Here is a 26,667-nt window from a genome sequence, read left to right on the forward strand (position 1 = left end):
TGCCGGCAGGCGGCAGCCCAGGGCCGGCAGGCGGCGGCCCAGCGACGGCAGGCGGCGGCCGACGGACCGGGGGAGCCCTTTCAGTACTATGGAACGGGGGTCGCACACTTCCCCCATTGCTGTTTGCTTAACTTGGGGGATTTTGTATGGCACTGCCTGACGTCGATTTACGGGCCACGGCAGATGCCGCAGCACCGCGCAAAAAAGCATCACGATCCTCGGTTTTGCTCCGTTTGCTGCCGTTGGCCGTGCTGGTAGTGCCCGTATGGATGATGCTCGCGGACTGGTCCAAACAAGGCCTGGATTTCAGTGTCTACTGGTTCGGCGGGAGCATCCTGAACCAAGCGGGCCCAGCGCCTTCGGAACTCTACGGTCCCAGCGTTGCCTCGGCCGGCGGACCGCAGCTTCCGTTTACGTACCCGCCCTTCGCAGCCCTGGTCTTCGGGTTGCTGGCGCGGATGCCCCAAGCGGCGGCGCTGATGCTGTTCAACGTTGCGGGCGTGGCACTGGCCGCCTGGGTCGCCGTGACGATCGTCCGGTACTGGTCCTCCAAGCCTGACCTGCGCAGTGCGCTGTCTTCCACCAAGGCTTGCTGGATAGCGTGCGCACTGTTCCTTGCCGTCGTGTTCCTGGGGCCGTGGCGGGAGACGTTGGCGTTCGGGCAGATCAACATCCTGCTCATGGGCTTGATGGTCATTGATTTGCTGGGCGGCTTCTCCAAGCGCCGGGGCTTCAGGGGCAGCGGCTTCCTGGTGGGGGTCGCCGCGGGTATCAAGCTGACCCCGCTGGTATTTGGCCTGTACTTCCTGATGCGGAAGGACTGGCGTGGGCTCGCGAACATGGCCATCGGCTTCGCTGCCACTGTGCTGCTCGGCTGGCTGCTGCGGCCGGCGGAATCCCTGCAGTTTTGGCTGGAGATCCTTCCGGACACGTCACGCATCGGCGGCGCCGGATACGTGGACAACCTCTCCATCAAGGGTGCGCTGCTGCATTTTGGTGTCCCGCACGACTCCGTGACCCTGCCGTGGCTCGCGTTGAGCCTGGCCACCATAGTGCTGGCAGCCTTGCTGATCAGGGCAGCCAGCGCGCAAGGCGCCCGCGTCCTGGCAATCTCGACGACGGCACTGGCCATGCTGCTCATCAGCCCGGTCTCCTGGTCGCACCACTGGGTATGGATGGCCGTGGTCCTGCCCGCCTTCGCCTGGACCATCAAGGAAACCCCGGCCCGCTACAAGACCCAGAGAATAGTCATGGGGGCCGTCCTGGCTGTATCCACAGCCGTGTTCTTCTTCTCACCGAAGACCATCGGCCTGGCGCTGGGGTCCGCTGACCTGAACGTCCAGACTCCCGGACTTTGGATCATGGCATCCAGCGCCGGAGTGTTTTGTGCTGTGGCTATCCTCATCTGCTGGTTCGTGGCGCTTCGGAGGAACTCCGTCCGAACCGATGAGGTGCCTGACGTGCCCACCCGGTTGCGTCAGTGGGCTGCGGCCCGACGCCAGGCCCCGTAGCCTACTCGCCGCGCACCACTCCAATCTCCGGCCGCGCACCTGTGAAGTAGCCACGCGTGGAGGGAGCGAAGCGGCACACAACAGCCAGGACGACGCCCAAGGCCAGCAGCAGCACGCCGCTGACGAAAGCCCCGCCAATCCCGAAGATCTGCGTGTCTCCGTAGGCCGGGTCCCACATCTGGACTGCGGAAATGAAGAACGCCGCAGTGAGGGACAGTGCGCCGAGGAACGGCAGGATCCCACGGAACCACAGATTGCGGGCGGACTCCCGGAGCGTGGAGCGGAAGAACCACACACAGGAGAAGCCGGTCAGGGCGTAGTAGAACGCGATGAACAAGCTGATGGCGCTGATGGAGTCTGAGAGCAGGTTTTCGCTGAGGAAGCTCATGGCCACGTAATAGACCACAGCTACGGCGCCCATGACCTGCGTGGAGAAGCCCGGAGTCTGGAATCGCTCGTGGACCTTGCCGAAACGCGGTGGCAGCGCACCGTGGACACCCATGGACAGTGTTCCGCGTGCGGTGGGCAGGATGGTGGTCTGTGTGGAGGACAGGACGGACGCCAGCACGGCCACGATGATCAGCCAGCCCCAAGGGCCCAGGACGACGTCCTTCATGGCCAGGAACACGTCATCCTGGTTCGCCTCGTTGCCCAGGCCGATGCCATCGGTTCCGATCGTGGCGTACATCATCACCAGGAGTGCCACGGAAACGTAGATGGCCATGAGGACGAATGCCGAGATGACTGCACCGCGGCCCGGGGTCTTGGCCGGGTTCTCGGTTTCCTCATTGAGGGCAAGGCAGGTGTCCCAGCCCCAGTAAATGAACAACGCCAGCAACACGCCGTGAACCACTGCGCCCGGGTCCGCAAAGGCGCCGGCCGGATTGAACCATTCAAAATCGAAGGCCTGGCCTTCAGGCGCTCCACCGGCTATCCGGAAAACAATGGCCACCGCGAAGATGCCCAGCGAGATGTACTGAATGTAGGTCAGGGTGCGCTGGACATGTTCGCCCAGCCGGATCCCGCGGTGGTTCACGTAGGTCATGAACCCGATGAACAGCACGCCCGTGGCCGTGACCAGCCACGTGTTGTCGGCCAAGGAACCATCGCCCACCAGCAGCCACAGGTATTTGCCGGCAATTTGTGCCAGGTTGGCCAGGACCACCACCCCGGCCAGCGCCACACCCCAGCCACCCAACCAGCCCGCCCACGGTCCAAAGGCTTTGCGCGCCCAGAAGAAGGTGGTCCCGCAGTCCGGCATGGCACTGTTCAGCTCACGGAAGGCGTAGGCAATGAACAGCACCGGAATGAAGCCGAGAACAAGGATCAGGGGAGTGTAGTTGCCGTTCACGGCAACAATCAGTCCCAGCGTGGCCGCCAGCGAATAGACAGGCGCGGTGGACGCAAGGCCCAGCATCACGGAATCGCCGAGGTCCAGGATTCCGGCATGGAGGCCTTTGGGAGGTACGACGGCGGTACGGTCGCCGCCCGCTGAGCCGCTACCCGGCGTCGAGGTTTCAGTGCTCATAGTGCAGCTCCGTAGGAAGTAGCAGGGGGCGCGATGGGCGCCGGGGCGTCAATGGTGTTGGGAACAAAGCGGCAGAAGTAGTCCGTGATGGGCCCATCGGATTCCCGGATGCCACACCCCACGGATTCGCCATCCACTACCCAGAGGCCCAGGACGGGATGGTTTCCGTCGAAGTCCGGCAGGGAGTGGTACTGCTGGAAGCACCAGCCTTCACGTCCGTAACCGCCCGGCTGCTGGATCTCGATGCCGGGAGCGTGGATGCGGATGTTGTCGCCTTCACGTCCGTGCAGGGGCTTGGCCACCCATTCCTTGAGTGGACCAGGATCGCCGAGGTAGGCAGGCAGCAGGTTCGGGTGATCCGGATAGAGGTGCCAAAGCGCAGCCAACAATGCCTTGTTGGATAACAGCATCTTCCATGCCGGTTCTACCCATCGTGGGTTGTGGGCACGCTGGAGGAGGCGGTGCCCAAACGGCTCCTTCATCATCAGCTCCCACGGGTACAGCTTGAACATGGTGCTGATCATGAAGTTGTCCAGGTCCACGAAGCGGTTCAGGTTGGGATCCCAGCCAATATCGGACATGTTGATGCCGATGGTGGTCCACCCGCCTTGGCTTGCGACGTCCCGCATGTAGGCCGCCGTCATCCAGTCCTCGCCGGACTCCTCCGCCTCGGAGTGCGCCACGTGCAGGGTGCTCATGCCGGTCCTGAACTGCAGCTTCTTCCACTGCCGGATCAGGGCTTCATGGATTCCGTTCCACTGGTCCTTTTCCGGGTAAACGTCCTGCAGCCAGAACCACTGGGCAACGGATGCTTCGATCAGCCCGGTGGGGGTGTCGGCGTTGTATTCCAGCATCTTGGCCGGGCCGCCCTTGCCGTCATAGATGAAGTCGAAGCGGCCGTAGATGTCCATGTCCGCGGCCAGCAAGGATTCGCCGGCGAGCTCCAGTGCCTGTTGTCCAATGCCGATATCGCCCATGGCTCCGGTGGCAAGGTACTTTGCTGCTTCCAGGCACATGATGTGCATGTCCTCGGCAGTCTTCTCCAGCGTCTCCACCTCGTCCATGGTGAATTCGTAGTATGCCGACTCGTTCCAGTATTCGATTTTTCGGCCATCGGGCATGGTGGTGGTGGAAAATACCAAGCCCTGTTCTTCGATCTTTTGCTTCCAGTCCGGCCTGGGCTCGGAGTGCAGTCGACGCACGCCTAGCCTCCTGAGCTTCCGCCGCTTTTGGAACTGCTGCCGAAGCCGCCGCGGCTGACCGTGCCGCCCTTGGTGCTGTACCCCGTGGCCGTCTTGGCCCCGGTGGGTACGGTCTTGGTGAAGCTCGGGTAGGAACTGCGGTTCTGCCCCACGGCGGGAACGCTGGCTCCCCGGGAGTAGAAGTACCAGGCATAAATGGCCGAGCTCCGGCCGGCAGAGCTGCTGTTGTTGCACTCGTTGTCATCAACGCGCTCGCCGGTTTCCTCATTGAAGCAGACCTGCGCGTAGTCGGCTTCCTGCTCATTGCTGGCAACGATCGCGGTGATGGTTCCGGCCAGGAGGGCGGTCACACCCAAGCCCACAACCACGGTTCGGCGTTGGGAGCGTTTCTTCTTTTTCGCTGCCTCAGCTGCCCCTCGCTCGCGTTCCTTGGCGAAGGGGTCAATGACAGGGAGGGGCTGGCCAGGCTCTGATGCTCCTGCCTGGCCCTGGGATGCTGCAGCCGGCGCTGGACGCTTCTTGCCCTTGCCCGCACTCTTTTCCTGCTCCGGGCCGCCCTCAACAGGGGTGAACAGCTCGGGGTGGAGTTCAGGCTTGGGCACTTGCCACGGTGGGGGTTTGGGCGGATTGTTGCCCGCTCCGAACTCGCTGTTGTTGTCCCTGCTGCCGCCGTTGTTGCCGGCTGCGTCAGGGCTGTCTTTCGGGCCCATGAATATCCCCCTGGATAGACCGTTGAAGTGTCCGGCGCCACGCCGGACCAGAATGCTCAGAGCAAGCCTAGTCCTTGCACGCAGCTCCGGCACGGGTGACGGACGGAAATGGGGAGAACTGCCCACGCGGCCAACCATGTAAGGATGGAGCCATGGCGGTACCTGAGGCACAAAGCAACGGCGACGACGGCGTGCTGCTGCGGCTGCCGGCGGTACGCGGCATAGGCAAAGGCCGGGTGATCACGGGCCTGGTGTTGGCACTTTTGCTGCCGCCCGCCGTCGAGCTCCTGGTCACCGTGTTCAATTTCCGTAACTTCGCCATGATCATGTTGCTGCAACTGGCAGTGGCCGTTGCTGTGGCCGCGATCGGCGGATTGTGGCCGGCTGTAGTTGCGGCGGTGCTGGGCAGTTTCCTCCTGAATTACTTCTCGGCCGATCCTGTTGGCTCGCTGTCCATTGCCGATCCCACCACCCTGTTCACCCTGGTGGTCTTCCTGGCCGTGGCCTGTGGCGTGGCGCTCGCGGTGGGCCTTGCCAGCCGGCGTGCGCAGGAAGCGGCGCGGTCCGGAGCGGAAGCCACCGCGCTCAGCGAACTTGCCCTGCGCATCCTGAGTTCTGATGGCAGCCTGGAAACCTTCCTGGAGAAGGTTCGCAGCAATCTGGGCATGGAGGCCGTGACTTTGTTGGGTTCATCGGCTCCCGGAGCCCCGGCACATGGAGGATCCGGCATGCAGACGACGTGGCAGGTCCTGGCGAGCGCCGGCCTCAATCCGCCGGTGACCCATGCCGCAGCGGACCACGCCGCCGTCGTCGATCCCCATTACACGCTGCTGCTGCGCGGCGGGCCCTTGTCCCCTCAACGGCAGCGGCTGCTGGCTGCGTTCGGGGCTTTCGTGGTGGCCGTGCGGGAACGCCAGCAGTTGGTGAAGAGCCGGAGGGACAATGTCCGGCTGTCCGAGGGCAACAAGATGAGGACCTCCATTCTGCGTGCCGTGTCGCATGACCTGCGGACGCCGTTGGCCGGCATCAAGCTTGCGGTCAGCAGCCTGCGCCAGGAGGACGTGAATTTTCCGCCGGAGGTGGAGCGGGAACTGTTGGAGACCATCGAGGAGTACGCAGACCGCCTGGACCACCTGGTGGACAACCTCCTGGACATGTCCCGGATTACGGCCGATGCTGTCAACCCCTTGCTGACCGGCATTGTCTGGGCCGATGTCCTGCCCCAGGCGCTGAGGGGAGTCCCACGGGAGCGCCTCCGCAACGAACTGCCGGCCAACCTTCCCCCTGTCCAGGCCGATTCCGGGATGCTGGAGCGCGTGGTGGCCAACATTGTGGAAAATGCGGTGAAGTATGCGCCGGACTCTGACGTGGTCCTGACCGCCCGCGCCGGCGCCGGCATTACCTTGGGGGACCGGCCCGCCGGCGAGTTGAGGATTGTGGACCACGGCAGGGGAGTGGGCCACCAGGAAGTCCTCACCATGTTCCAGCCATTCCAACGTTTTGGTGATTCGCCGTCGGCTGTTCCCGGGAGTGGAATCGGACCGGGCGGCATTGCTGCGGGCGGCGGGATTGGCTTGGGACTTGCCGTGGCCAAGGGGTTCAGCGAGGCCATGGGTGGCCGGCTTGCCGCGGAGCCGACGCCGGGTGGAGGCCTGACCATGGTGGTCACCCTGCCGTTGTGGACCGGTGACGCGCAATGACGCTGGTACTCATTGTGGAGGACGAAGCCCGGATTGCCCGGGCAACGCAGGTGACCCTTCAGGCCCACGGTTACCAGGCCCTGTCGGTGGGCACTGGCGCCGATGCCCTCCAGGCCGTGGCCAAGCAGCCCGTGGAGATCGTGGTGCTGGATCTTGGCCTGCCGGACATGGACGGCGTGGAGATTATTCGTCGGATCCGTGGCTGGAGCAGCATGCCCATCATTGTTTTGTCCGCCCGGCACGCTTCGGAAGACAAAGTGGAAGCGCTCGACGCCGGCGCGGACGACTACGTGACCAAGCCCTTCGGTCTGGATGAGCTGCTTGCCCGCCTCCGGGTTGCCTCCCGCCGTGTTGTCACCGAGCACGAGGAACCCACCCTGGCCACCGCGGATTTCATGGTGGATCTTGCGGGCAAGAAAATCGTGAAGGACGGCGCGGAAGTCCGGTTGACTCCCACTGAGTGGAACATCCTGGAGCTCCTGGTCCGTAACAAGGGCAAGCTGGTGAGCCAGCAACAGATCCTTACCCAGGTCTGGGGGCAGGCCTACGCCAAGGAAACCCAGTACCTGCGTGTGTACATTGCCCAGCTGCGGCGCAAACTGGAGCGTGATCCGGCCGAGCCGCGCCACCTGCACACAGAAGCGGGCATGGGCTACCGCTTTGATCCGTGATCCGGGTTTCCTGTCTCCTGTCTCCCGGATTCGTGGGCTGGGCCGCCGGAATCCGTAGACTGTGACCATGAACACCGCATCCCTTCTTGCCGTCTGCCGTGTCCACCAGCTGCTTCCGGACCCCCTTGGAGGCGTGGGCGTCACCGCCATCGACAAACGTCCCGTCGAGGGACCGGTCAAAGTACACAAGCTGGGCATCCACGGAGATGTGCAGGCCAGCCGTGTGCACCATGGCGGGGAAGACCAAGCCGTTTACGCTTACTCGCAGCCCGACGCCGATTACTGGTCAGCTGAGTTGCAGCGGGACCTTCCAGCCGGCATCTTCGGGGAGAACCTGCGCGTGGCAGGCATTGAAACCACCGGGGCTGTCATCGGCGAACGGTGGAAGATCGGTTTGGACGTGGAGCTGGAGGTGACATCCCCCCGGACCCCCTGCGCCACCTTCCAGCGTGTGCTGGGGGAGCCCACGTGGGTCAAGAGATTCTCCGAGGCCGGGAGGGTGGGTACCTACCTTCGGGTGATCAAGACGGGCAGCATCTCCGCCGGCGACCACATCCACCGCACCTTCATCCCCAAACATGGCATCACCGTGGGGCAGTGGTTCAGTGAGCCCACCGCGGACATGGTCCATATCCTGCTCGATGCCGAAGCTGACGGGGAGATCCGCCTGCAGGATGACTACCGTCCTGAATTTGAGAAAGTCCTGCGGAGGAGCGGACTCTAGCAGCTTCGAGGCCGGGTGTGAACAAGCTCACCCGGCTACCCGGGGGTCTTAACTCGCGGCGGGGGTGCTACGTGCCCTACACTTGAAATATCCCCCACTCCGGAAATCCCTTTCTCCTGCCCAATTCTTGAGGCAGGACTGGTAAGTGTTGGGGCCCGCAATTGTGTGCGGGCATTTTCATAGGGAGAGCCGGCTAAAGAAAACGCTGTACAGACTGCTGGGATAGCAGCCAAGAGATGCAGCGGGAAGTCCTGCCATGGGATTGCGATAGCGCCGGACTTCTTGCGGGAGCAGGGCACTTTGCCTGCCTCCGCGACGAGTACTGCGGCCAAGCCCAACCGGGCCGCGCCGACTGCCCTATGGATGAGGAATTTCCCCCTATGACCGAAAATCTCAACGAAAACTTCGACGCCCAGACCGCTGAGTCCGCTGTAGCAGCCGAGACCACGGCACCCGCCGAAGCTGAAGCACCGGTTGCTGCCGTTGCCCCCGTCGAGAACGCTGCAGCCGAGTCTGCAGCCCCCGCCTTCACCGAAGCTCCTGCCCCCAAGGCAGAAGAAGAGGAAGAAGAAGGCGTCCGCTTCGTCGATCTTGGTATCGATGGCCGTGTTCTGGCCGCTTTGCAGGATGTCGGCTACGAAAAGCCGTCACCCATCCAGGCAGCCACCATCCCGCTGCTCCTTGAAGGCCGCGACGTCGTCGGCCTGGCCCAGACCGGTACCGGCAAGACCGCAGCTTTCGCTGTTCCGGCCCTCTCCCGCCTGGCCGAGCTCCACGACCTCAACGGTCCGTCACGCAAGACCCAGGCACTGGTCCTGGCCCCGACGCGTGAACTTGCCCTCCAGGTTGCCGAGGCTTTCACCTCTTACGCCAAGCACATTGACGACTTCACCGTTCTCCCGGTTTACGGTGGCTCGGCATACGGCCCGCAGCTGGCCGGACTGCGCCGCGGTGCGCAGGTTGTTGTCGGTACCCCGGGCCGTGTGATCGACCACATCGCCAAGGGTTCACTGGACCTTTCCGAGCTCCAGTACCTGGTACTTGACGAAGCTGACGAGATGCTGCGCATGGGCTTTGCCGATGACGTGGAGCAGATTTTCCAGCAGACCCCCGAAACCCGCCAGGTTGCGCTGTTCTCCGCCACCATGCCGGGCCAGATCCGCCGCATGTCCAAGCAGTACCTGAACAACCCTGCTGAAATCTCGGTGAAGTCCAAGACCACCACCGGTGCCAACACCAAGCAGCGTTACCTTCAGGTCATGGGCCCGCACAAGCTGGACGCCCTGACCCGCATCCTCGAGGTGGAAGAGTTCGACGGCGTTATTGCCTTCGTGCGCACCAAGATGGCTACCGAGGACCTCGCCGACAAGCTGAAGTCCCGCGGTTTCCAGGCTGCCGCCATCAACGGCGACATCCCGCAGCAGCAGCGCGAGCGCACTGTTGACGCGCTGAAGGAAGGCCGCATCGATATCCTCGTGGCCACCGACGTCGCTGCCCGTGGTCTTGACGTTGAGCGCATCAGCCACGTCATCAACTACGACATCCCGCACGACACCGAGTCCTACGTGCACCGCATCGGCCGCACCGGCCGTGCAGGACGTTCCGGTGACGCCATCCTGTTCATGACGCCGCGCGAGAAGTACCTGCTGCGTTCCATCGAGAAGGCAACCCGCCAGCCGGTGGAGCAGATGCACCTTCCCACCGCAGAGACCGTCAACACGCTGCGCCTGGGCAAGTTCGCCGAGCGCATCACTGAGACCCTGGCGTCCGAGGATGTTGCAGCATTCCGCGATCTCATCTCCTCCTACGAGGAAGAGCACAACGTTCCGGCTTCCGAGATCGCAGCAGCCTTGGCCGTCATGGCGCAGGGTGGTCAGCCCCTGCTGGTCAAGGAACTGCCTGCAGCTCCTGAGTACCAGAAGCGTGAGCGCTCCAAGGATGGCTTCGGTTCCCGTGGCCCCACCCGTGCACTCACCGAGGGCAACGCTACCTACCGGATCGCCGTCGGACGCCGTCAGCGCGTCATGCCGGGCTCCATCGTTGGCGCCATTGCCAACGAAGGTGGCATTTCCTCCGCACAGATCGGTGGCATCGACATCCGCTCGGACCACTCCCTGGTGGAGCTCCCGGCAGACCTGAGCCCCGAGCAGCTGCGCGCACTGTCCCGCACCCGCATCGGTGGCGAACTGATCCACCTTGAGCTGGACAACGGCCGCAAGCCGAACAGCGACCGTGGCGGTTACCAGGGCGGTGGACGCGGTGGCTATGGTGACCGCGAGAACCGCGGCGGCGGCAACTTCAAGGGCAACGGTGGCTTCAAGAAGGACTTCCGTAAGTCCGACGGCGAGCGTACCTCCGCTGACCGTGGCGGCCGCTCCTACAGCGACCGTTCCGAGCGCACCGCAGGCAGCTACGGCGACCGCGACCGCGGCCAGGCCAGCGGCTCACGCTTCGGTGGTCACGGTGACGGAGCCCGCAAGCCCCGTACCGGCGGTGAAGGCAGCAACCGCGACTTCAACCGCAAGGGCAAGTGGTAAACACCTGCGGGTGGTAAAAACCCAGTAATTCCCCTCAGGGGCCGGCTTTCCAGCCGGCCCCTGAGGCGTTTAACGGGGTTACATGCGCCCGCGCCCCCCCGTACCATCAAGGTGCCGGCCGACTGGCCGCAGAACACAGGAGGGTGCTCCATGGGATTGCTGGACAACGTGAGGAAGAACCTGGGATTCGGCGCCAAAGACCACGGTGAAAAGGATCACACGGAGCATGCCGCTCCCGGGACCACACCGGAGGACCAGACAGCCGTGAGCCAGGCCGCAGAGGATGCCGCCGTCGTCGGGGTTTCCGCGGCTGACAAGTCCGCGGCAGAGGCGGCTGCAGCCGAGGCGGCCCAGCAGCAGGCCGCTGCGGATGCGGCAGCGGTGCAGGAGGCCGCTCAGGAGGGCTTGGAACCCGACGCCCCGGAGATTCAGCCGCAAGCGCAGGAGGCGGCCTCTGAGGCCGCTGCAGGGGCGGGGCAGCCCGGGCCGGTGGCGCCGCGGGTCACGGAGGTTGTGGTGGAACAGGGGGACACCATGAGCGGCATTGCGGCCCAGTTCGGTGTGGACCTTGGTGCGTTGATAGCAACCAACGCCGATACCGTCCCCAACCCGGACCTGATCTACCCGGGACAGGTACTTCGCCTGCCCTGAGGTGACGGCCTATTGAACCGGATTTGGATCAGGAAAACGGCGACTTCGCAAATTGTGTCGGCGCCGTTTTTCCGCGTTGTTTCGCCGATTTGTAGCTTCTGAAAACGTCCGGTAGAGTATTTACTCGTTGCCCCCCTAGCTCAGTGGTAGAGCGCGTTCTTGGTAAGAACGAGGTCACCGGATCGATTCCGGTGGGGGGCTCTGAATGAGGGCCTGTGTCAAGGCGGTTTTGACCGGCTTGGCACAGGTTTTTCTCATTCGTGGCGGTGTAGCTCAGTTGGTTAGAGCGCACGACTCATAATCGTGAGGTCGGGAGATCGAGCCTCCCCACCGCTACCGAAGAAATCCCCGGGAAGCCGGGGATTTTCTCGTTTTCGGCCAAGTTCAGAGGCTGCTCACTGTAGCCAGAGCTTTAGCCAATCGCACTTTTTGAGGGTAGCCAACTGTAGCCAACGACAGCATGCGCCAGCCAGTCAGTGAAGGGTGCAGAATGGCCAGCATGAACAACCATCCGAAACGAAGAATCAGCAGGGAAACCGTATGCGTCACATGCGGGCATCCAACCGAGGACGCAGCTGAGCCGACCACCACGTTCGGCGGCGGAGGTGGAGTTGTGTACGGACCAGTCCGCTGTAGCAACGTGAAATGTGAGAATCATCGCACCCAGCCTCCAGTGCGCTGGTGGAAGCCCGTTCCGTAGCCATCACCAGGGCAGGAATCCTGGCAGCCTCTTGCCCCACTGGATGACTCGTAGCCATTCAGGGCAACGGTTGTACTCATCGATGTCCCACTCTGAGTTGGTGACCGGCCGGACGTCTTCTTTGGGTATCCAGGCGGTGAGGCTGTCTTTGTCGTCGTCGTACCACTGAACGCCGATCTGGGTGCGATTCCAGTGAGTAGCGTGGGCGTAGACTGCAATCTTGCCGCCATCCTTCAGCGGGATTTGCGCGTGCACTTTTGGCTGCTGGTCAATCTCCCAGGACCGGACGTCCTCTACGGGCCCGGCACGCTCCGGATGTTCAAACTCGTACGTCACCCCGTCGAGCAGGAACGACGTCGGCGGATAGATCGGCATGGGACCATCATGCCAAGATAGTCAGGTGGAAGTTACCTTGACCATTGAAAACGCGGCCGGCGAGCAAGGCTCTGCGCAAGCATCCGGAGGCACCTATGACGCGGCGCTGGCCGCAGCCAGGGCGCTCGTCCCCGAAGGCTGTAAAGCCATAGTTATTCGGACTTCGGATGCGTAGCGAGCTTGCGGGCCCAGGTTTCTTCCCAGATGAGGACCGGCGCCTTCGCGGTATCGGGAATGTAGTGGTCAATGGAAAGGCCTTCGAACTGACGCTCCATTGCCTTGTCAACGGCTTCACCTTCGCTGACGCTGAAATGACCCGCTGGGCGCAAACAGGCAGCGTCAGTCGCCAACTCAAGATCTTGAAGACTGCCGTCCGAGACGCGCAACTTCCAGAATCCACGCGGCACCGAATTCGGGCATGGATTGTAGATGCAGGCAAAGCTGCCAAGAAACGCAATGCGGTTGTGCATAGACCGCACATCGTCATGCCGGACGGCGCCGAAGGTGAGCTCAACCGCGGCGAGATTGAACCGCTTGATGCCCTCGCAATCGAATCGCTCAACGCGACCACCGATTTCCTGATGACCGTTGTGGAAGAGGGCGGAGCGCTCACCTGGCTGCTGCGAGAGTTGGAGTGCTGGAACGGCAAACTGGTCGGCTCCCAGGACGCCTAGACCTTGTCCCTCGTTCAACATGGCAGATGGGAGCAACAACCTTGTCAGGTAGGCTTGACCGGGTGCGCGAGCGATTCATAGACACCAAAGCCAACGTGGTCACCAACTACCGGGACCTTGACACTTTCCTCGGCGCGGAGGATGTGCCACCCGGGATTCTGAGCATCGCTCACAATAACTTGCCAATCGACTTGGTCAACAGCAACATCGGCGCTAACACCACGGTCATCATCCTTCACGGCGCCATCGAAGCGCACCACAAGATCCCGTTCCTATCTGGTGGTGGCATCACAGCAGGTTTGCAGGCCAACCGGATCTCCATCTCAGACCCCAGCCTGATCCTCTCGGACAAACTGCAACTGTCGTGGTTTGCGGGCAACAAGCATCAGCGTGTGCAGAGCGTACTTCCTCGGATCATTGACAAGGTGCTGCAGTCGCATGGTTCAGAGCGGGTCATCTTCTTCGGCGGGTCCGGCGGTGGTTTCGCTAGCCTGTACTTCGCCAGTCTCTTCCCAGGTTCGCTCGCGTTCATCTGGAACCCGCAAACTGACATCACGAAATACCACGGCCGCAACGTCCGCGACTGGGCCACACTCGCCTACGGCATATCCGAGGATGAGTACGACCCGATCAGCCGTATCCCAGACATGCCCGTGACGGATCTGCGAGAGATTTACAGTCGCCGTGTTGGCAGCACTGTCCTCTACCTGCAAAACCTCAACGATGAGTACCACATAGAACGGCACCTGAAACCGTTCCTTGAAGTGCAGCACCCGGATAATAAGATCCACGTATTCCAGGCTGCTTGGCGGGAGGGGCACACCCCTCCACCGAAGGATGACCTCCGCAGCGGGCTTGAGCAGCTGGTGGGCCCGGAGTCCTGGGACGTTGTAATCCCTAGGCTTGCCGCTGGGCAGTTTGTTAGCCTTGACGCATGAGCATAGACCCCGGAACTGACGACTCGATGCCCGCAGAACCAGCCGCGCCGGTCGCTGAGTTTCAGGACAGAACCCCGGACGGTCTGGTTTGGACTCCGGCCGAGACTGTCGAAGCGGCCAAGAGAGCAGCATCGGATCTGCAAACAGAATGGCGCAAGGTCTCCTAACACGCACAAAAGAGCCCCACCCCTCTAAACGAGAAGGGTGGGGCTCTTTGTTTTCTAGCCAGCCTTTGCGGCCGCGTATGCTGCCTGATTAGCCCGGAGATGGGCCAGAACTGTTCGGAACGCAAGCAACTGGTCGTTAACTCGGTTCGTTGGGCTCGGGGTGTAGATGTTCGGTTCAAGCAGGGACGGAGACTCGGTCAGAAGGCATGGGACTCGCTGAACCGCTGGCATGTAGTTCATCGCCCACGTGGTCTCAGTTGAGGTTGCCGTGTACTGCCCAACCGGCCGGCCAGCAGAAGTGAACGCGCTGAAAACCGCGTTGAATAGCTGCTGATTCATAGCCGCCACCGGGGCGGCCACCTCCGGAGTCGGCGATACGTCAATCTCCATTTGAGACGTTCCGCCGCCTTCGTGGGCATCAATGGCAACGAGAATATTCGGGTACAGCCCAAAGATGCTGGACGCCGCTTGAACCTCCGGAGTCGTCCGAGTTGCCCAGTTACGGTTCAGGTCCGTGCCAGTAGATGACAACCGTGTCTTGGTGATCGAGTCCGCATTAATGGTTGGAATGACCACAATGCAGTTCGAACCAAGCCACGTCGCCAAGCCGGGGTCACTCGACTCTGCCAGTTCCCGCAGCCAAATGAAGGCAGCCTCCCGGGACGCAACCTCGTCGCCGTGCTGGCCTGCCTGCAGCAGCATGGCCGGCCCGGCCGGGTTGCCGATGTGCGCGGCGCGGATGGGGGAACCCAACGCGCTGTACCCGAGGGTGCGAAGCTTGATCGCCGGATACTTGGATGCAATCTGATCAAGGAACAAATCGCCAGCATCCCTAGCTGTCCAGATCCCGGTCCCCTCCCAAAGGGTGAGGGGCTGGTGCGACTTAGCGACCTGCGCCCCGAGCATCCTCAACTGTGCGTTGATCTCGCTCGGTTGCCCACCCGCGCCGGGCGTGCCAACAACACGCTCTAGCGGCGCCACCCGCGAGTAGAGTGCGTCATCAGCGCGGTCCGTTCGACGCCACGCCGTCCAAGTCGTGGAGTTGGTCAGCTGTCGTTCAAAGACGCCACCGTTGGAACGAATAGTCAGGATCTGCTGGCCATCCCCCAGGCCATTGCACAGGCTGTAGATCGAACCAGGGGTGACCAGCTTTCCGTTCACATCAACGACCACAGCCACCGGAAGGCCGGTGTAGATGTTAGCGGTATTGAGGGTGTGGAGGCCGTTCGTGGACGGTCCAGTCATCGTGTCCAACGAACGGGAAGCTAGGGTGCCAATGAAACGAATGGGGTTCCAGTCGTCGCGAATCGTTCGCACATCCGTGAACACCGTGTCATCGGCGGCCCGATCAGTCCTGCGCCATGCGGAGAAGACGCCAGTGCTAGTCTGCTGCCGCTCGAACTCTCCACCTGCATTGCGGATGGTCAGGATCTGTTTGGTATCACCGACGCCGCTGCTGATGTTGATCAGTTGCCCGCCGGTAACGAGTTGGCCGCTGCCGTTGACCGCAACCCCCGGGGGCAGGTCGGTGTAGACGTTCGTCGTGTTCAGCACGTAGGAACCCGTGGAAGCTGCTGTGGTCAGCGCGCCCAGGGATCCGGCTGCCAGAGTGCCAAACGGACGGAAGGCGTTCCATGCCTTGATTGCGATCACATCGGTGTAGAGAGTATCGGTGACCCTGTCCACGCGTCGCCACATGGTGAAGTTGCTTCCACTGGTCTGCTCCCGCTGGTACCTGCCTCCGGCATTGCGGAGTACAAGTTCCTGCCGGGTATCCCCAACCCCGGAACTAATCGTGAACAGGTCTGCGCCCACGGTCATCTTTCCGTTGGCGTCTACAGCCACACCGGCAGGCAGATCGGTGTATACGTTGGACGTACTCAGCACGTACGCCCCGGAGGATGTCTGGGTGGTCAGGGCACCAAGTGAACCAGAGGCCAGTGTTGGTCGCCGCAACAGCACGCCCGCGGTGGACTGTGCCATCGATGCTGCAGATGAGGCAACAGTTGGGTCACTTGCGATGGCTGCGGCGACGAGTGGCGGCACCTGGGAGCTCACCAGCGGGGGTACCACGTTAGCGACCTGCCCGGGAATGTTCGCCCGGGCAACGCCAGCGTCAACCTGCGCGTCAGTCGGCGCCTGCGCCAATGCTGCCGCTTCGGCAGCGTCCGCAGCTGCAGCCTGCGCCGCAACCTTGGCTGCAACAGCTTCATCCCTGACGCCCTTGTAGCTTTCTGACAGCACCGAGAGTCCGCCACCGACAAGCTTGACTTGGGGAGACGTCGTTACAAACGCGGGAGTGAAAGCGTCCGCGCTCGACACCATTGGATTGCCAAGTGGCAGGCCGTTGAGGTCTTTCAGGGCCAACGGGGTAGTCTCGGCGGCATCGTTCGCGTCGTAGGCCGTGATGGCCGAGTTTGGCGCCCGTGTGAAGCTGGCAGCATCAGCCACCAGCACTTGATCGTGGACGTAGTCAGTCACTTACCCTCCAAAGGTGATTAGGCGCGGTGCTGAGGTTCGTCGCTATCGACGACCTCACCGGGGACGGTGCTGCTTTTGGCTTGGACGCCGGCCTTCTCGACTTGTTCAGCGATCCAGCGGAGCACGGTGGTGTATGCAAGTTGCTGGATGGCGTAGAAAGTGAGGAAGGCATTCAACCAGTCCTCCGGGGTGACAAGCTGCGTTTGGCCCTTCACCCAGAGGTACGCGGCCGCGATGGCGACAGCCACTACGATGGGCACGCTTACTTTTGTGATCTTGCGCCAGCCGTCGTTCTTGTAGAACGCGATGGCGACCGGGCTGATGATTGACAGTGCCGCGGCTAGGGCCGTAATCAGGACGTGAGTTTCAGTCATGGGCTAGCCTTCCTGGCTCAGTGTGACAGTGGTGGTCGCGGTCGCTTCGAGGTCCGCCAGAGCTTCGGCGGTGCCCGCCTTGGCTGCGCTCTTCACAGCCTCCAAGTCCAGCGTGGAGCCGGGAGCGCTGGTGACCTGCTTGAGTGCTTCCAGCAGGCCAGCGTTTTGGCCTTGGATGCCTGCGAGCATGGCTGGGATGGGTCCGGCTACTCGCTTGCCAGCTTCGCCGCCTCGTAGCCATGCCCAGACGTCGCCTACCTTGTCCGCGACGTCGGCTAGGCCGCCGCGGGTTCGTCCGCCAGCCTGGCCGTCGAGGGCAAGCTGATTCAGCATCAGCGTTGTGTGGTCGTTGATTTGCTTGACTTCTGCTGCGGACAAAGTGTCCTCCTGGGGATCGGTGATGGCGCCGGCCGGGCCGATGGAGGCCGAGCCAATGTATGGGATTGGGTTGACGCGCCCGTAGAACTCGGCGTTGAGGTTGTAGCCATCAGGCAAGACCTCGAAGTGGAGGTGCGCGCCAGTTGAGCCGCCGGTGTTTCCGGACAGGATGAACACCTGACCTTCACGCACGCGCGCGCCTTTGGAAACTTTCCCGGAGCCGTCCTTGCAATGGCCGTAGATGCCAATGAAGCTGCCATGGTCGATGACCGCGCAGTATCCGGCGAAGTTCGGAGCAACCCACCAAGGGTTGTCTGCGTAGGTTCCGCCCATCCACCCGATGTGGAGAACGACGCCGTCTGCCACAGCCCGCACGGGAGTTCCTTCGGGGCACGCGCAGTCGAAACCTGCGTGCCCGTCCGGCTGATAGTTGCCGAACAGTTCGATGATCCAGTAGTCCGGGCTGCCGGGGCGGATGTCCTTGGTGGGGTTTTCCCCGAACGTCTGAGTGATAGGAAAGTCAACAGGCCTAACCATCGTTCCCCCTCTTGTCGTTGTGCCAGTCGGCACCAATGCGGAGCTGGAAGAACAGGACAGCCAGCCGAACGGCTGCCACGAGCACGGCGGAGTAGATGACAATGCGGAAGACCTCACGCAGCGGCGTCGCACCGAATATCCCGCTCGTGATAATCAGGATGAACAGGGCAGCAAGTGAGCCGAGCAGCATCATGAGCGCCCGGCCCATACGCGTCATCCACCAATCCGGATGGCATATCCAATAGATAATCGGCAGAGCAACCCAGAAGGATCCGGCTACGTAGCCGATATACAACCCCGGAAGGCCGAGCATTGAATACGTGGTCACAAACGCTGCGCCGATCAGGGCCCAAGTGATTGCCTTGAAGATGGTCCGCTTCACGTGGCCCTTCCTAACTTCCTCATGATTTGTGCTTCGATTGCGGGCGCGAATCCGTTTCGGATATTCACCTCGCGGAGATTTGTCACGGCCTGTGTTGCCTCAGCGCGCTGCTCCTGAGCGGCGCGGTGAGCATCCACCGCGTGCTCAATGGCGGCCTCGGCCAATGCGTGGTCCACCGGCTCTAACTGCGGGAGTTTCCGCAGTTCGGCGACCCTAGCCTGTAGCTTCGCGAACAACATGGGCGCCACCCCCTGCCGCGTTTTCCTGAATCGCAGACATGACATGTGCTGAGAACTTCGCGTTTTCGATGAAGTCACTGTTCGTCTTGGCCAGGTCACTGTTCGTCTGGTTTGCCAAGGTGGCGGCAGACTGCCAGTTGTTCCGGTCTGTGATGAGCGCAGCTATCTGTGCTTCCAGCACGCGCACTACGTCCATGTGCGCAGTTTTCGTCCAAAGCCTGCCGGTGAACACGAGATAGAAGACCGCTATGGTCGCAGCTACTGGGGAAGTTAAGCCCACCAGCGCGGGGAATCCGTCAATCATGCCGCCGCCCAACTGAGTCCGCCTGTCAGCAGGATCGAGAACGCGCTTTTGGGTATGACGCCAGCCGCGATGGAAGCCTCAAATTCAATCCAGCCCGCTTTCGCATGCCCGGTCGGGTAGACGTAAAGGAACACCTTGCCCATGGAGGCCGTCGCGATCGGTTCCAGCACTTCGATCACTTCCGGCAAGTGGCTTGCGTCAACCTCTCCGACCTTGAACCGGTTGGGAGCCGCCTTGTCCACATTCACTGAAGGCCCGGACGCGCCAATGGCGCCGCCAAGGTACACCCGGCCGTCTGCGTGCTTCCGGGTCTGGGGCGTACCCAGCCCTGCTCCGAGGGCTGCATAACCCCCGGACAATGCGATGGGCTTGATGTCTGCAACGTCACTGAACCAGCCGGGAGAGTCGTTGGTGCCAAAGCGGTAGCGCCAGGTTGCGGCACCGATGAGCACGGCCGCGCCTAGTTGCGCCAGGTACCCAAGGGCAAGGACATCCTTGGCGACGACGCCGCCGTTGCCAGCCCAGCAGCGCAGATCGATGATCGGGCCCGGCTGCGTCTGGCCTGCAATGATCGGGACTATCGCAATCGGCTGGTCATCCTCAACACCCGGCCCCGATTTGCGGGTGCCGGGGATGGCTTTGGTGGCACTGCCTTTGACAACCATGAACTTGGATACGCCAGCCGTGGGCGTCCAGTCGCGGCGCACCACAACGATGTCGTAGCGGGTGCCCGAGACGTTCGTGTCGAACTGGAGCGTCTCATTTGCAACGGTCTGGTCGGTTACCCCGCAACCCCATCCGTAGCCTGGCGCGATGGACACAGTGCGATCCGCTCCGGCGACCGGCGTGACTTTCCAGTCGGCCGTGCCGCGCACGCCGTATGTGGATGAACCGATGGGGACTACCGAATGGGCATTTCCCCAGAAAACCTCGGTGTAGGGCTTGTCGGGTGTCGTGTCATAGCCACGAGAAATGAACTCGACTGGCATCAGCGTCGCTCCTGATTCCGCTGCCCTTTGAGCAGTGCGGCAATGCGCACGGCCGTGATCCAGGCAGCTTGGTTTGTTAGTTCGCCGACGGTCGGTTCGACCTTGGCGTAGTCCTTGGAAACCCAGGTCAAGGCGACCTCGCGTAGCATTTCGGAAATGACGACGTCGTTTCCGATGTCCACGGGGAGTGTGTCTCCGACTCGGAAGCCTCCGGGCCCGTACTGGAATATTCCGGTGCCGGCCAAGCTGAGGCTGATCCCGTTCTTTGGGCCTTCGGCGGTGAGGGTTTCTTGCCCGCGAGCGTCCATTACCGACGGTGAGTCGTCGTCTCGTGCGTCCCGGAAAGTCTCTGCTCGCATGCCGTAGGTGGACTCTCGGTAGCTGTCCGTGATTGAACGGAAGTTCCGAGCGGTACCCTCGCCCTGGCCGCCGATGATGACCCTCGACTTATTCGGCCGCGAACGGGACCACTTCACCGACTGGAGAGTTCGCCCCTTGACTGAGAGCTTCCGCGTGTAGGTCCGCGGAACATAGCAGTCGAGCACTAGATTGGCGCCAACCTGTTTCACGGTGACGCCGATGCCGGCCTGTTCGATCGCGGGAAACAACTGATCGGAAAGGTAGTGCATGCGGAAAGGCACGCCTCCCGGGACTACAGCTCCGCGGCCAAGGTTCGGCGCGACGATGAGCCCGGGAATCCCCATGCGTGTCACGCCGTTTTCGTTAACGGCCGTCTTGAGTATCGATTCGGCGGTTCCGGTGTACGTCCGGTATTCGGCGGCGGCTTGGTTTGTGACTGGTGACGTCGGAACCGGCCAGCCCGTGATGTCTCTCAGTACCCGAAAGTCGTCTTCAATGTTGAAGGTGACCGATCCTGTGAGCCCGTCAGATTCTCCCTCTTCAGAAACGATCGGCCCGGAGAGTAGGTGTTCCCCGCGGAAGCTGATCTTCACCCGAGCCCCGTCGGCTTGCAACTCTGACATCCGATTATGCGAGAGAGGGAGAGTGACGCTGGCAGTGCTTACAAGGTTGTGCCGGACCGTTGCTGTCAATGCCTTCGGATTGCCGATTTGGCACCGGAACTGCCGGTCCTTGTCGTAGACCGCTATACGAAAGACGCTCACCATGGCCTCCTGTACAAGGTCGGTAGGCGAGCCTCCACCGAGCCAGGGCCCTCCAATGTCATTGAGAGCCGGACCTTGGCGCCTGCAGGGATCGGGGCGAAGTCTGCTTCGCCAAGGTCTGGCGACTTATCGACAGGGTTAGTCAGGTGCACGCCGATGACACGATCTGACGGCTTCATCTCGGCAGCACCAGCAGCGATGGTGTACATGGTCGCGCCGATGTTGTCCGGCTCAGAGTCGATCACTAGGCACTTGCCGGCCGGAACTGGGAAGGGTACGTCGACAATCAGGCCGCCGACACCCACAGACGCGGACGTGGCGCCCTGATCGACGAACCACTGAGCATACGATTCGACGTCGCCGGGGTTGTCGATCGTGGCCGTCTGTATATCGCTGGACGATCCGATATTGAAGAGCTGCGGACCATCGGGGTCGAAGAACGGCTGATACTCAGGGTTTTTCCACGACCTGACCACCGGGTCCCCGCGCCAGAATGGGTCGTCGGCCATAAGGGTGATGCCATAGGTCTGCCACCCGTACCTGAACGGATCGTAGGTAACCGTGTGGTCGCCATCGCTTCGGAACCGAAGGGCGATGGAACGCTTGGCGCCGTCCGGGTGGGTTATCTCCCAAACGCCGACGTCGTCCGGGTCCATGCCCTTCCAGAAAGCGCGGTCACGTTCCATCCACGCTTGCGAACCGCCGTCATTGAAGATATGCAGCGGCCAGAACACTTCTCGATCAAGAACGGACGTGCCCTCGTGCTTCGAACCTGCCACAGCAGGCGAAGCTGTCGAGTGCCGGTCAGTGGCGATCGAGCCGAGGCCCCTCACGCCCTGCATCAGGAACACTCCCGATGCAGGGCTTGTGATGGGCCAAGTGACTCCCTTCGCGGTCCACGTCATAGCCGCCCGCGTCCACGGGCTCACCGCCGGAAGCGGCGGCCTGTAGGGAGTTGCGAAAGCGATGCCCATTGGACTCCTTGTCTAGCTGTGGACCGCGAATGCATCCCGTTGCCGGGTTTCGATGATTCGAGCCATCTCGTTTTCGTCTCGCACATGAACCGGGCCCGTGAAAGTGACCCCACCGCGGCCACCACCACGCGAGGTCGCGAGGTAGTGAATGTCCGCCCACTGCTGCGGGTTCAGCAAAGCCTCTGGCTTGCGGGTCCGGTTCATCACCTGGGTCAGGCCCGGGTTGATGATGCCGCCCTGATCGTGCAAGTACGGCAGGCCAGTTGACCCAATGCCGTCATCCTTGCCACCCTTTCCGGTGACAAAATCGACGGCCCCATCTAGCAACTTCTTGCCTGCGCCAATGGCCATATCAGCCATAAAGCCAGCCTCTGGGAATGCCTTCTTGAACTGGTCAACCAAGCCGCCCACGATGTCCGCGATCGGGTTCCATCCGCCGCCGCCGGATCCTGCTTCGCCGCCGCCGTCCAAGTAGGCCGCCGGGTTGACGTAGCTAGGCCATCCACCGTTGAGCACCATGTAGTGCAGGTGCGGTCCGGTGGAATTGCCGGTGGAACCGACCTCGCCGATCTTTGTGCCGGCGGTGAGCATCTGGCCCATCTTCACCGCGAACGATGAAAGGTGCGCGTACCACGTCTGCAACCCGTTGGGGTGGTCGATGTGGATCTCGTTACCGCCGCCGTAGGAGGACCATCCCGCGGAGGACACTCGGCCAGGACCAGCAGCGAACACGGGAGTTCCCGTGGCCGCCGCGAAGTCGATGCCGTTATGTCCGGAGTGGAACGGCTGGGATATCGTGGCGTTCCGAATCGGCCGGACCAGACCTCCAGTGGCGTACCCGCGCAATTTCTTAGCCAGCGCGTACAGATTGCCGATACCAGCGTTTCGGGTTTCCTCTTTGGTGAACACGAACTCGCCAGCGTGCACAATTCCCGCAGGATCGTACTTGCCACCGTCGCCCGTATAACCGCCGTCGTGGAACCCGGCAGGCAACGCCACGCGAGGAAGTTCAGGCAGGCCAAGGAACTTGCCGATCCCATTCAGGCCGTTGATCAGGCCATCATTGATGACCGTATCGACCACGAACCGTACGGGCGCCTTCGCAATTTCCTGTAGCTTCTCCCACGCCGTTTTGATAAAGCCGACGCCATCCTCGAATGCCTTCGGTATCGTTTTCGTGATGAAATCGCCGAGGGTATCGAAGACCGGCTTTATGACGTTTTCCCATACCCACTTGATCGCCGCGCCGATGCCATCGAAGGCTGGCTTGATGACCACCTGGTAGAGCCAGTTGAAGGCCGGGCCCAGGACGTTATTCAGGAGCCAGACTGCGCCGTCGAAAATCGGCTTGACGATGGTCGTCCACCAAGCTGAAATCAGGGCGCCGATGAATCCGAAGACCGGCTTGATCACGTTCTCGTAGAGCCAGACGAAAGCTGGAGCGACGATTTTTTCGATCACGGCCTGCAGGATCTGGAAGATGTAGCTTGTCACGGCCCACCAAGCTCCGACGACAAGCGAGATCCCCTCAAAGACGGGGCGAATCACATTTTCGTAGAGCCATGTGAAGACGCCGCCGACGACTGCGAAGACCTGCTGAATGATCGGCATCGCCGTTGACTGGAACCAGTCGACTACCGCCGAAACAGCGACTTGGATGGCGCCCCAGACATTTTGAACGATCTGCTGCCCAAGCTCGGTCTGAGTGAAGAACCAAACCAGCCCGGCCACCAGCGCCGCGATGGCCAGCACCACAATTGAAATGGGGTTTGCAGACAGCGCCGCGTTCAACAGCCACTGGCCCGCGGCCGCAACTCGCGAAGCTGCGGAGGCTGCCATTACAGCAACCTTCTGCGCGCCAAGAGCGATCGTTGAACGGATCGTCTGACCTTCGAGCAAGCCGAGAGATTGGATCAGTCCGAACAGTGAGATGCCGGCCATGGCGACTTTCCATGCTACGAAGGCGCCAGCTACCGCGAGGATCACGCCAGGCGATCCGACGATTGCCGTGAGCAGTGGTGTCAGGAACCGAACCAGTTCCGCGACGCCGCTCGCAACGATCGCCAGAGCCTCGCCGAGAGCGGGTGTGGCCGCCGCGATCAGCGGAGCCAACGCCGTCAGAACGTCACCGAGCGCGGTTGTCAGCGTCGGCAGGATGGGAGCGAGCCCAGAGACTCCGGTCCGCACGCCCTCTAGGAACGTTGTCAGCCCAGCACCAAAGGCAGGATTCGACAATGCCCCGGCGAGGCTACCCACCACGAGAGCAACGATCTGTCCTCCCAGTTCAAGGAACCGGGACAGGGCAGGGGCACCGACCGCGAACGCTTGGCCAAGTGGATCGAGCACGCCCAGCAGAGCGGATCCGCCCTTGTTGGCACCATCGAAGATGGTCGTAAGGGCTGCCTGGAAGTTGGTCCCGTTCATGATGTCCGAAATACGGGACATCGCATCTGCCAGGCCGCCAAGGGTGGATACCGCGCCAGCGTTTTCGGCCGCCCGGTTCAGTGCGGAGAAAATACCGCCCACCGACTGGGCGATCGACCATAGATCTTTGAGGCCCTGAATGCCGCCTTCAATCCATGCCGCCAATCGGCCGTCAGCTGCAGCACCCTGAACGAAGCTGTTGAACTTCCCAGCCAGGTCAGCAACGAACTGTCCAAGCCGTGGCATGTAGTCCATGCCGACGACACCCAGAGTCGTGAATGACTGAACCACCGGGTCGATAGCCGTATTCAAGATGGAGGTCGTCTTAGCGACACCCAACAGCAGAGCTTCGAGCACGCCACCGTCGAATGCACTCTCGAGTGACCTCATGAAGATCTGCGCCCCAGAGCCAAGGGCTGATGCGATAGCGCCCACACCGACTGCCAATTGCGGCATTACCGAATTAGCGAGAGACAGCAGTGGTGCCGCAAACCCAGTGAAAAAGTTCTCCTGTGCAATGCGCCGGATTCCGCCGAGCATGTCCTTGACGACCAGCAATGCCCGAACGGCTTCCTGCGCAGCTGGCGTCAGCTTGCCCATCGCGTCCGCCGACTTCGACCCAGCCTGCGCGGCCTGATCAGCCTGCTGCATCTGAACCCGTTCAAGGTTCCGGTGGGCCTGCTCTACAGCACGAGCCGAATCGACCTGCGACTTCTCAGCTTGTTTCGTCGCATCAGCAACAGCCTGTTGCGCGTCAGCGATCCGCTGCGCACCGTCTTGCTCCTGCTTCAGCACATCCGCTTGAGCATCCTTGCGCGACTGGATCGCATCTGTCTGCGCCTGCCGTGCATCACTCAGTTTTTGCTCTGCGCTGAGGACCTTTTCGTTGTCCTTGTTGGCCTGATCCTGAGCCTTGGCTTGCTCGTCACGCAGCTGCAGCACGGACGTCTTGGCGTCGTTGTTGGCCGCGGCAGCCTTTTCGACGTTGTTCTGCAGCTGAGCCAAGACAGCTTCGGAAGTGCCAGGGTTGCGAGCCGCGGCTTCGTAGAGATCCGTGGCCTTCTTGAATTCCGCAGCCGACGCGAGGGCCCGTGCGTTGGCCGCGTCGAGCGCGCGACCGACATCGTTGACCTTCTTAGCGGCCTCTTCGCGGGCCTTGACGAGATCCTTCTGCGCCTGAATCACGTCCCGCGCAGCCTTGGCCTCGTCGCGTTCCGCCATTTCAACGGCCGCCGCGGCAGACTTTTGAGCCTCAGCAACAGAGAGGGTGACGTCGACCAGGTTCCGCTTTGCGTCACTTACGCGACGTGCAGCATTCTCCTGCGCCTCGGCCGCGTTCTCTTCGGCCACCGTGATGGCCATCATCGCGTCCTCAACCGCCATAGCGGCCAGCCGGGGGTTAGGGCCAGCAAGAGTGTTGGAAGCGTCCACTGCCGTCTTCAGCGCCTCACCGACACCAGAGAAAGCGGAAATCAGGACACCAGCGCCAGCAGTGATAGACATCAGGCCAGCCGGCACCAATGCCGAAACGCCAGCGAGGGAGCTCAGCGACGCAGCGAAAGTGACAGCGTTTCCTGAGGCGCCCAGCAGGGCAGCGCCAGCGGCGCCGGCGAGCGGCGCAATAGCAGAGAGGCCACCGAGGACCTTGAAGCTCTGCATGAATGCGTTGGCGCCCATGCTGCCCGCCCGCTGCATATCCCGGGAAAGCCTAGACAGATCGACGCGGACGCGATCGGAGTCCTGGCGCATGCCGTCAGCCATTCCAGCCAGCGGGCTTCGGCCGCGGAATATGTTGCTGAGCGCCACGCCTAGACGTCCAAACCGCCGTCCAGTTTCATCGGCCTGGCTGGACACGCGCTGCATGTGCGTTTCGAGTTCAGTCGAGGCCGCGGAGGAACGGTGTTGCGCTTCACTGAATTCGTTTGTGGCCCGGGCGACGCTGCGCTCCGCCGACTCGCGCCGTGCCGTTGCGGCGACGGCCCGGTTTTGCAGGGCCTGCAATTTCTCTTCGGCGGCAGCGATCTGAGATGCCTTAGCGCTTGAATTCTCGCGCACCTCCTGCAGCTTCAATTCAGCTACACGCAGATCGCCCAGAGACTTGGATTCGGCGTCAGATGCAACCTTGAGCTTGTCCTTGGACGCGGCTAGGTCAGTCTCGGCTTTGCTCGTTACCTTGCCAAGCTGGGCGACCTTCGCTTCGAGGTTGGCCGTTTCGGCGTTGAACCCGGCAGCCATACCGGCGCCCATGCTCTGCCCTGCGGCCCGGCCAGCCCTCGAAGCGGCAGGAGTGACATTGCGGGAAATCATCCGCTGCACTCCATTGAAGACAGGCTTCACAAGAACTTCGGCGATGCCGACTACAGGCATGGGGTA

General features: G+C 62.1%; 23 protein-coding genes and 2 tRNA genes. 11 read left to right on the forward strand and 14 right to left on the reverse strand.

Annotation, left to right across the window (positions count from 1 at the left end; genetic code table 11):
- Positions 1 to 146: 146 nt before the first annotated feature.
- Positions 147 to 1,511: a glycosyltransferase 87 family protein gene (locus tag BMY91_RS01560; protein ID WP_090817367.1), complete on the forward strand. Its 1,365-nt coding sequence runs from the start codon at positions 147 to 149 to the stop codon at positions 1,509 to 1,511.
- A gap of 1 nt (position 1,512) precedes the next feature.
- Here BMY91_RS01560 and BMY91_RS01565 read toward each other — a convergent pair whose 3' ends face one another.
- Genes BMY91_RS01565 through BMY91_RS01575 form a run of 3 tightly spaced genes read right to left on the reverse strand, consistent with a single transcriptional unit; the run spans position 1,513 to position 4,951 of the window.
- Positions 1,513 to 3,039, reverse strand: a complete 1,527-nt coding sequence (locus tag BMY91_RS01565) for an APC family permease (protein WP_090817370.1) — start codon at positions 3,037 to 3,039, stop codon at positions 1,513 to 1,515.
- A complete protein-coding gene (locus tag BMY91_RS01570) occupies positions 3,036 to 4,241 on the reverse strand; it encodes a glutathionylspermidine synthase family protein (RefSeq protein ID WP_090817376.1) in 1,206 nt (401 codons plus the stop codon). The genes BMY91_RS01565 and BMY91_RS01570 overlap by 4 nt, the downstream gene beginning before the upstream one ends.
- A 2-nt stretch (positions 4,242 to 4,243) precedes the next feature.
- Complete coding sequence (locus tag BMY91_RS01575) at positions 4,244 to 4,951, reverse strand: Tat pathway signal protein (protein WP_090817380.1); 708 nt, start codon at positions 4,949 to 4,951, stop codon at positions 4,244 to 4,246.
- A 152-nt stretch (positions 4,952 to 5,103) separates the two neighbouring features.
- On the opposite strand from BMY91_RS01575, the gene BMY91_RS01580 reads away from it, so the two are divergent.
- From BMY91_RS01580 to BMY91_RS01610, 7 genes are all read left to right on the forward strand, one after another.
- Positions 5,104 to 6,651 (forward strand): sensor histidine kinase, encoded by a 1,548-nt coding sequence (locus tag BMY91_RS01580; RefSeq protein WP_090817384.1) that lies wholly within the window; start codon positions 5,104 to 5,106, stop codon positions 6,649 to 6,651.
- Positions 6,648 to 7,322, forward strand: coding sequence for a response regulator (locus BMY91_RS01585; RefSeq protein WP_090817386.1), 675 nt, complete (start codon positions 6,648 to 6,650; stop codon positions 7,320 to 7,322). Before BMY91_RS01580 ends, BMY91_RS01585 begins: the two co-directional genes overlap by 4 nt.
- Positions 7,323 to 7,389: 67 nt before the next feature.
- Positions 7,390 to 8,046 carry an MOSC domain-containing protein gene (locus BMY91_RS01590; protein ID WP_090819064.1) on the forward strand — a complete coding sequence of 219 codons (657 nt, stop codon included), beginning with the start codon at positions 7,390 to 7,392 and terminating at the stop codon, positions 8,044 to 8,046.
- Between the two features lie 380 nt (positions 8,047 to 8,426).
- Entirely contained in the window at positions 8,427 to 10,583 is a 2,157-nt protein-coding gene (locus BMY91_RS01595) for a DEAD/DEAH box helicase (RefSeq protein WP_090817389.1), read from the forward strand.
- A 150-nt stretch (positions 10,584 to 10,733) separates the two neighbouring features.
- On the forward strand, positions 10,734 to 11,234 hold the full coding sequence (locus tag BMY91_RS01600) for a LysM peptidoglycan-binding domain-containing protein (RefSeq protein ID WP_090817392.1): 501 nt from the start codon (positions 10,734 to 10,736) through the stop codon (positions 11,232 to 11,234).
- Positions 11,235 to 11,363: 129 nt separating this feature from the next.
- Positions 11,364 to 11,435, forward strand: a tRNA-Thr gene (locus BMY91_RS01605).
- Between the two features lie 61 nt (positions 11,436 to 11,496).
- Positions 11,497 to 11,570, forward strand: a tRNA-Met gene (locus BMY91_RS01610).
- Positions 11,571 to 11,937: 367 nt separating this feature from the next.
- On the opposite strand, the gene BMY91_RS01615 is transcribed toward BMY91_RS01610, so the two are convergent.
- Both BMY91_RS01615 and BMY91_RS01620 read right to left on the reverse strand, forming a co-directional pair.
- Positions 11,938 to 12,309, reverse strand: a complete 372-nt coding sequence (locus BMY91_RS01615; RefSeq protein ID WP_090817395.1) for a hypothetical protein — start codon at positions 12,307 to 12,309, stop codon at positions 11,938 to 11,940.
- 152 nt (positions 12,310 to 12,461) lie between these two features.
- On the reverse strand, positions 12,462 to 12,779 hold the full coding sequence (locus BMY91_RS01620) for a hypothetical protein (protein WP_090817398.1): 318 nt from the start codon (positions 12,777 to 12,779) through the stop codon (positions 12,462 to 12,464).
- On the opposite strand from BMY91_RS01620, the gene BMY91_RS01625 reads away from it, so the two are divergent.
- The 3 genes from BMY91_RS01625 to BMY91_RS23050 all read left to right on the forward strand — a co-directional run bounded on the left by BMY91_RS01625 (position 12,774) and on the right by BMY91_RS23050 (position 14,088).
- Positions 12,774 to 12,983, forward strand: a complete 210-nt coding sequence (locus BMY91_RS01625) for a hypothetical protein (RefSeq protein ID WP_143054028.1) — start codon at positions 12,774 to 12,776, stop codon at positions 12,981 to 12,983. The genes BMY91_RS01620 and BMY91_RS01625 overlap by 6 nt on opposite strands.
- A 62-nt stretch (positions 12,984 to 13,045) precedes the next feature.
- Positions 13,046 to 13,921, forward strand: coding sequence for a hypothetical protein (locus BMY91_RS01630; protein ID WP_090817401.1), 876 nt, complete (start codon positions 13,046 to 13,048; stop codon positions 13,919 to 13,921).
- Positions 13,918 to 14,088 (forward strand): hypothetical protein, encoded by a 171-nt coding sequence (locus BMY91_RS23050; RefSeq protein ID WP_177179821.1) that lies wholly within the window; start codon positions 13,918 to 13,920, stop codon positions 14,086 to 14,088. The genes BMY91_RS01630 and BMY91_RS23050 overlap by 4 nt, the downstream gene beginning before the upstream one ends.
- 54 nt (positions 14,089 to 14,142) lie before the next feature.
- On the opposite strand, the gene BMY91_RS01635 is transcribed toward BMY91_RS23050, so the two are convergent.
- The 9 genes from BMY91_RS01635 to BMY91_RS01680 all read right to left on the reverse strand — a co-directional run bounded on the left by BMY91_RS01635 (position 14,143) and on the right by BMY91_RS01680 (position 26,661).
- Positions 14,143 to 16,569, reverse strand: coding sequence for a M14 family zinc carboxypeptidase (locus BMY91_RS01635; protein WP_090817402.1), 2,427 nt, complete (start codon positions 16,567 to 16,569; stop codon positions 14,143 to 14,145).
- A gap of 17 nt (positions 16,570 to 16,586) precedes the next feature.
- Entirely contained in the window at positions 16,587 to 16,943 is a 357-nt protein-coding gene (locus tag BMY91_RS01640) for a hypothetical protein (protein ID WP_090817403.1), read from the reverse strand.
- 3 nt (positions 16,944 to 16,946) lie between these two features.
- Positions 16,947 to 17,858, reverse strand: coding sequence for a M23 family metallopeptidase (locus tag BMY91_RS01645; RefSeq protein ID WP_090817406.1), 912 nt, complete (start codon positions 17,856 to 17,858; stop codon positions 16,947 to 16,949).
- Entirely contained in the window at positions 17,851 to 18,240 is a 390-nt protein-coding gene (locus BMY91_RS01650) for a putative phage holin (RefSeq protein WP_090817409.1), read from the reverse strand. Before BMY91_RS01650 ends, BMY91_RS01645 begins: the two co-directional genes overlap by 8 nt.
- Positions 18,241 to 18,453: 213 nt before the next feature.
- The gene (locus tag BMY91_RS22900; protein ID WP_143054029.1) at positions 18,454 to 18,675 is read right to left on the reverse strand and encodes a hypothetical protein; all 222 of its coding nucleotides are present in this window, start codon (positions 18,673 to 18,675) and stop codon (positions 18,454 to 18,456) included.
- Positions 18,676 to 18,779: 104 nt separating this feature from the next.
- Positions 18,780 to 19,772: a hypothetical protein gene (locus BMY91_RS01665; protein ID WP_090817418.1), complete on the reverse strand. Its 993-nt coding sequence runs from the start codon at positions 19,770 to 19,772 to the stop codon at positions 18,780 to 18,782.
- On the reverse strand, positions 19,772 to 20,899 hold the full coding sequence (locus BMY91_RS01670; RefSeq protein WP_090817421.1) for a Gp37-like protein: 1,128 nt from the start codon (positions 20,897 to 20,899) through the stop codon (positions 19,772 to 19,774). The genes BMY91_RS01665 and BMY91_RS01670 overlap by 1 nt, the downstream gene beginning before the upstream one ends.
- Positions 20,893 to 21,870 carry a phage tail family protein gene (locus BMY91_RS01675; RefSeq protein WP_090817425.1) on the reverse strand — a complete coding sequence of 326 codons (978 nt, stop codon included), beginning with the start codon at positions 21,868 to 21,870 and terminating at the stop codon, positions 20,893 to 20,895. The genes BMY91_RS01670 and BMY91_RS01675 overlap by 7 nt, the downstream gene beginning before the upstream one ends.
- 12 nt (positions 21,871 to 21,882) lie before the next feature.
- Positions 21,883 to 26,661 carry a peptidoglycan DD-metalloendopeptidase family protein gene (locus BMY91_RS01680; RefSeq protein WP_090817428.1) on the reverse strand — a complete coding sequence of 1,593 codons (4,779 nt, stop codon included), beginning with the start codon at positions 26,659 to 26,661 and terminating at the stop codon, positions 21,883 to 21,885.
- Between the last annotated feature and the right edge of the window lie 6 nt (positions 26,662 to 26,667).

Source organism: Arthrobacter sp. yr096, assembly GCF_900108925.1.
In the GTDB taxonomy this organism is placed as follows: domain Bacteria; phylum Actinomycetota; class Actinomycetes; order Actinomycetales; family Micrococcaceae; genus Arthrobacter.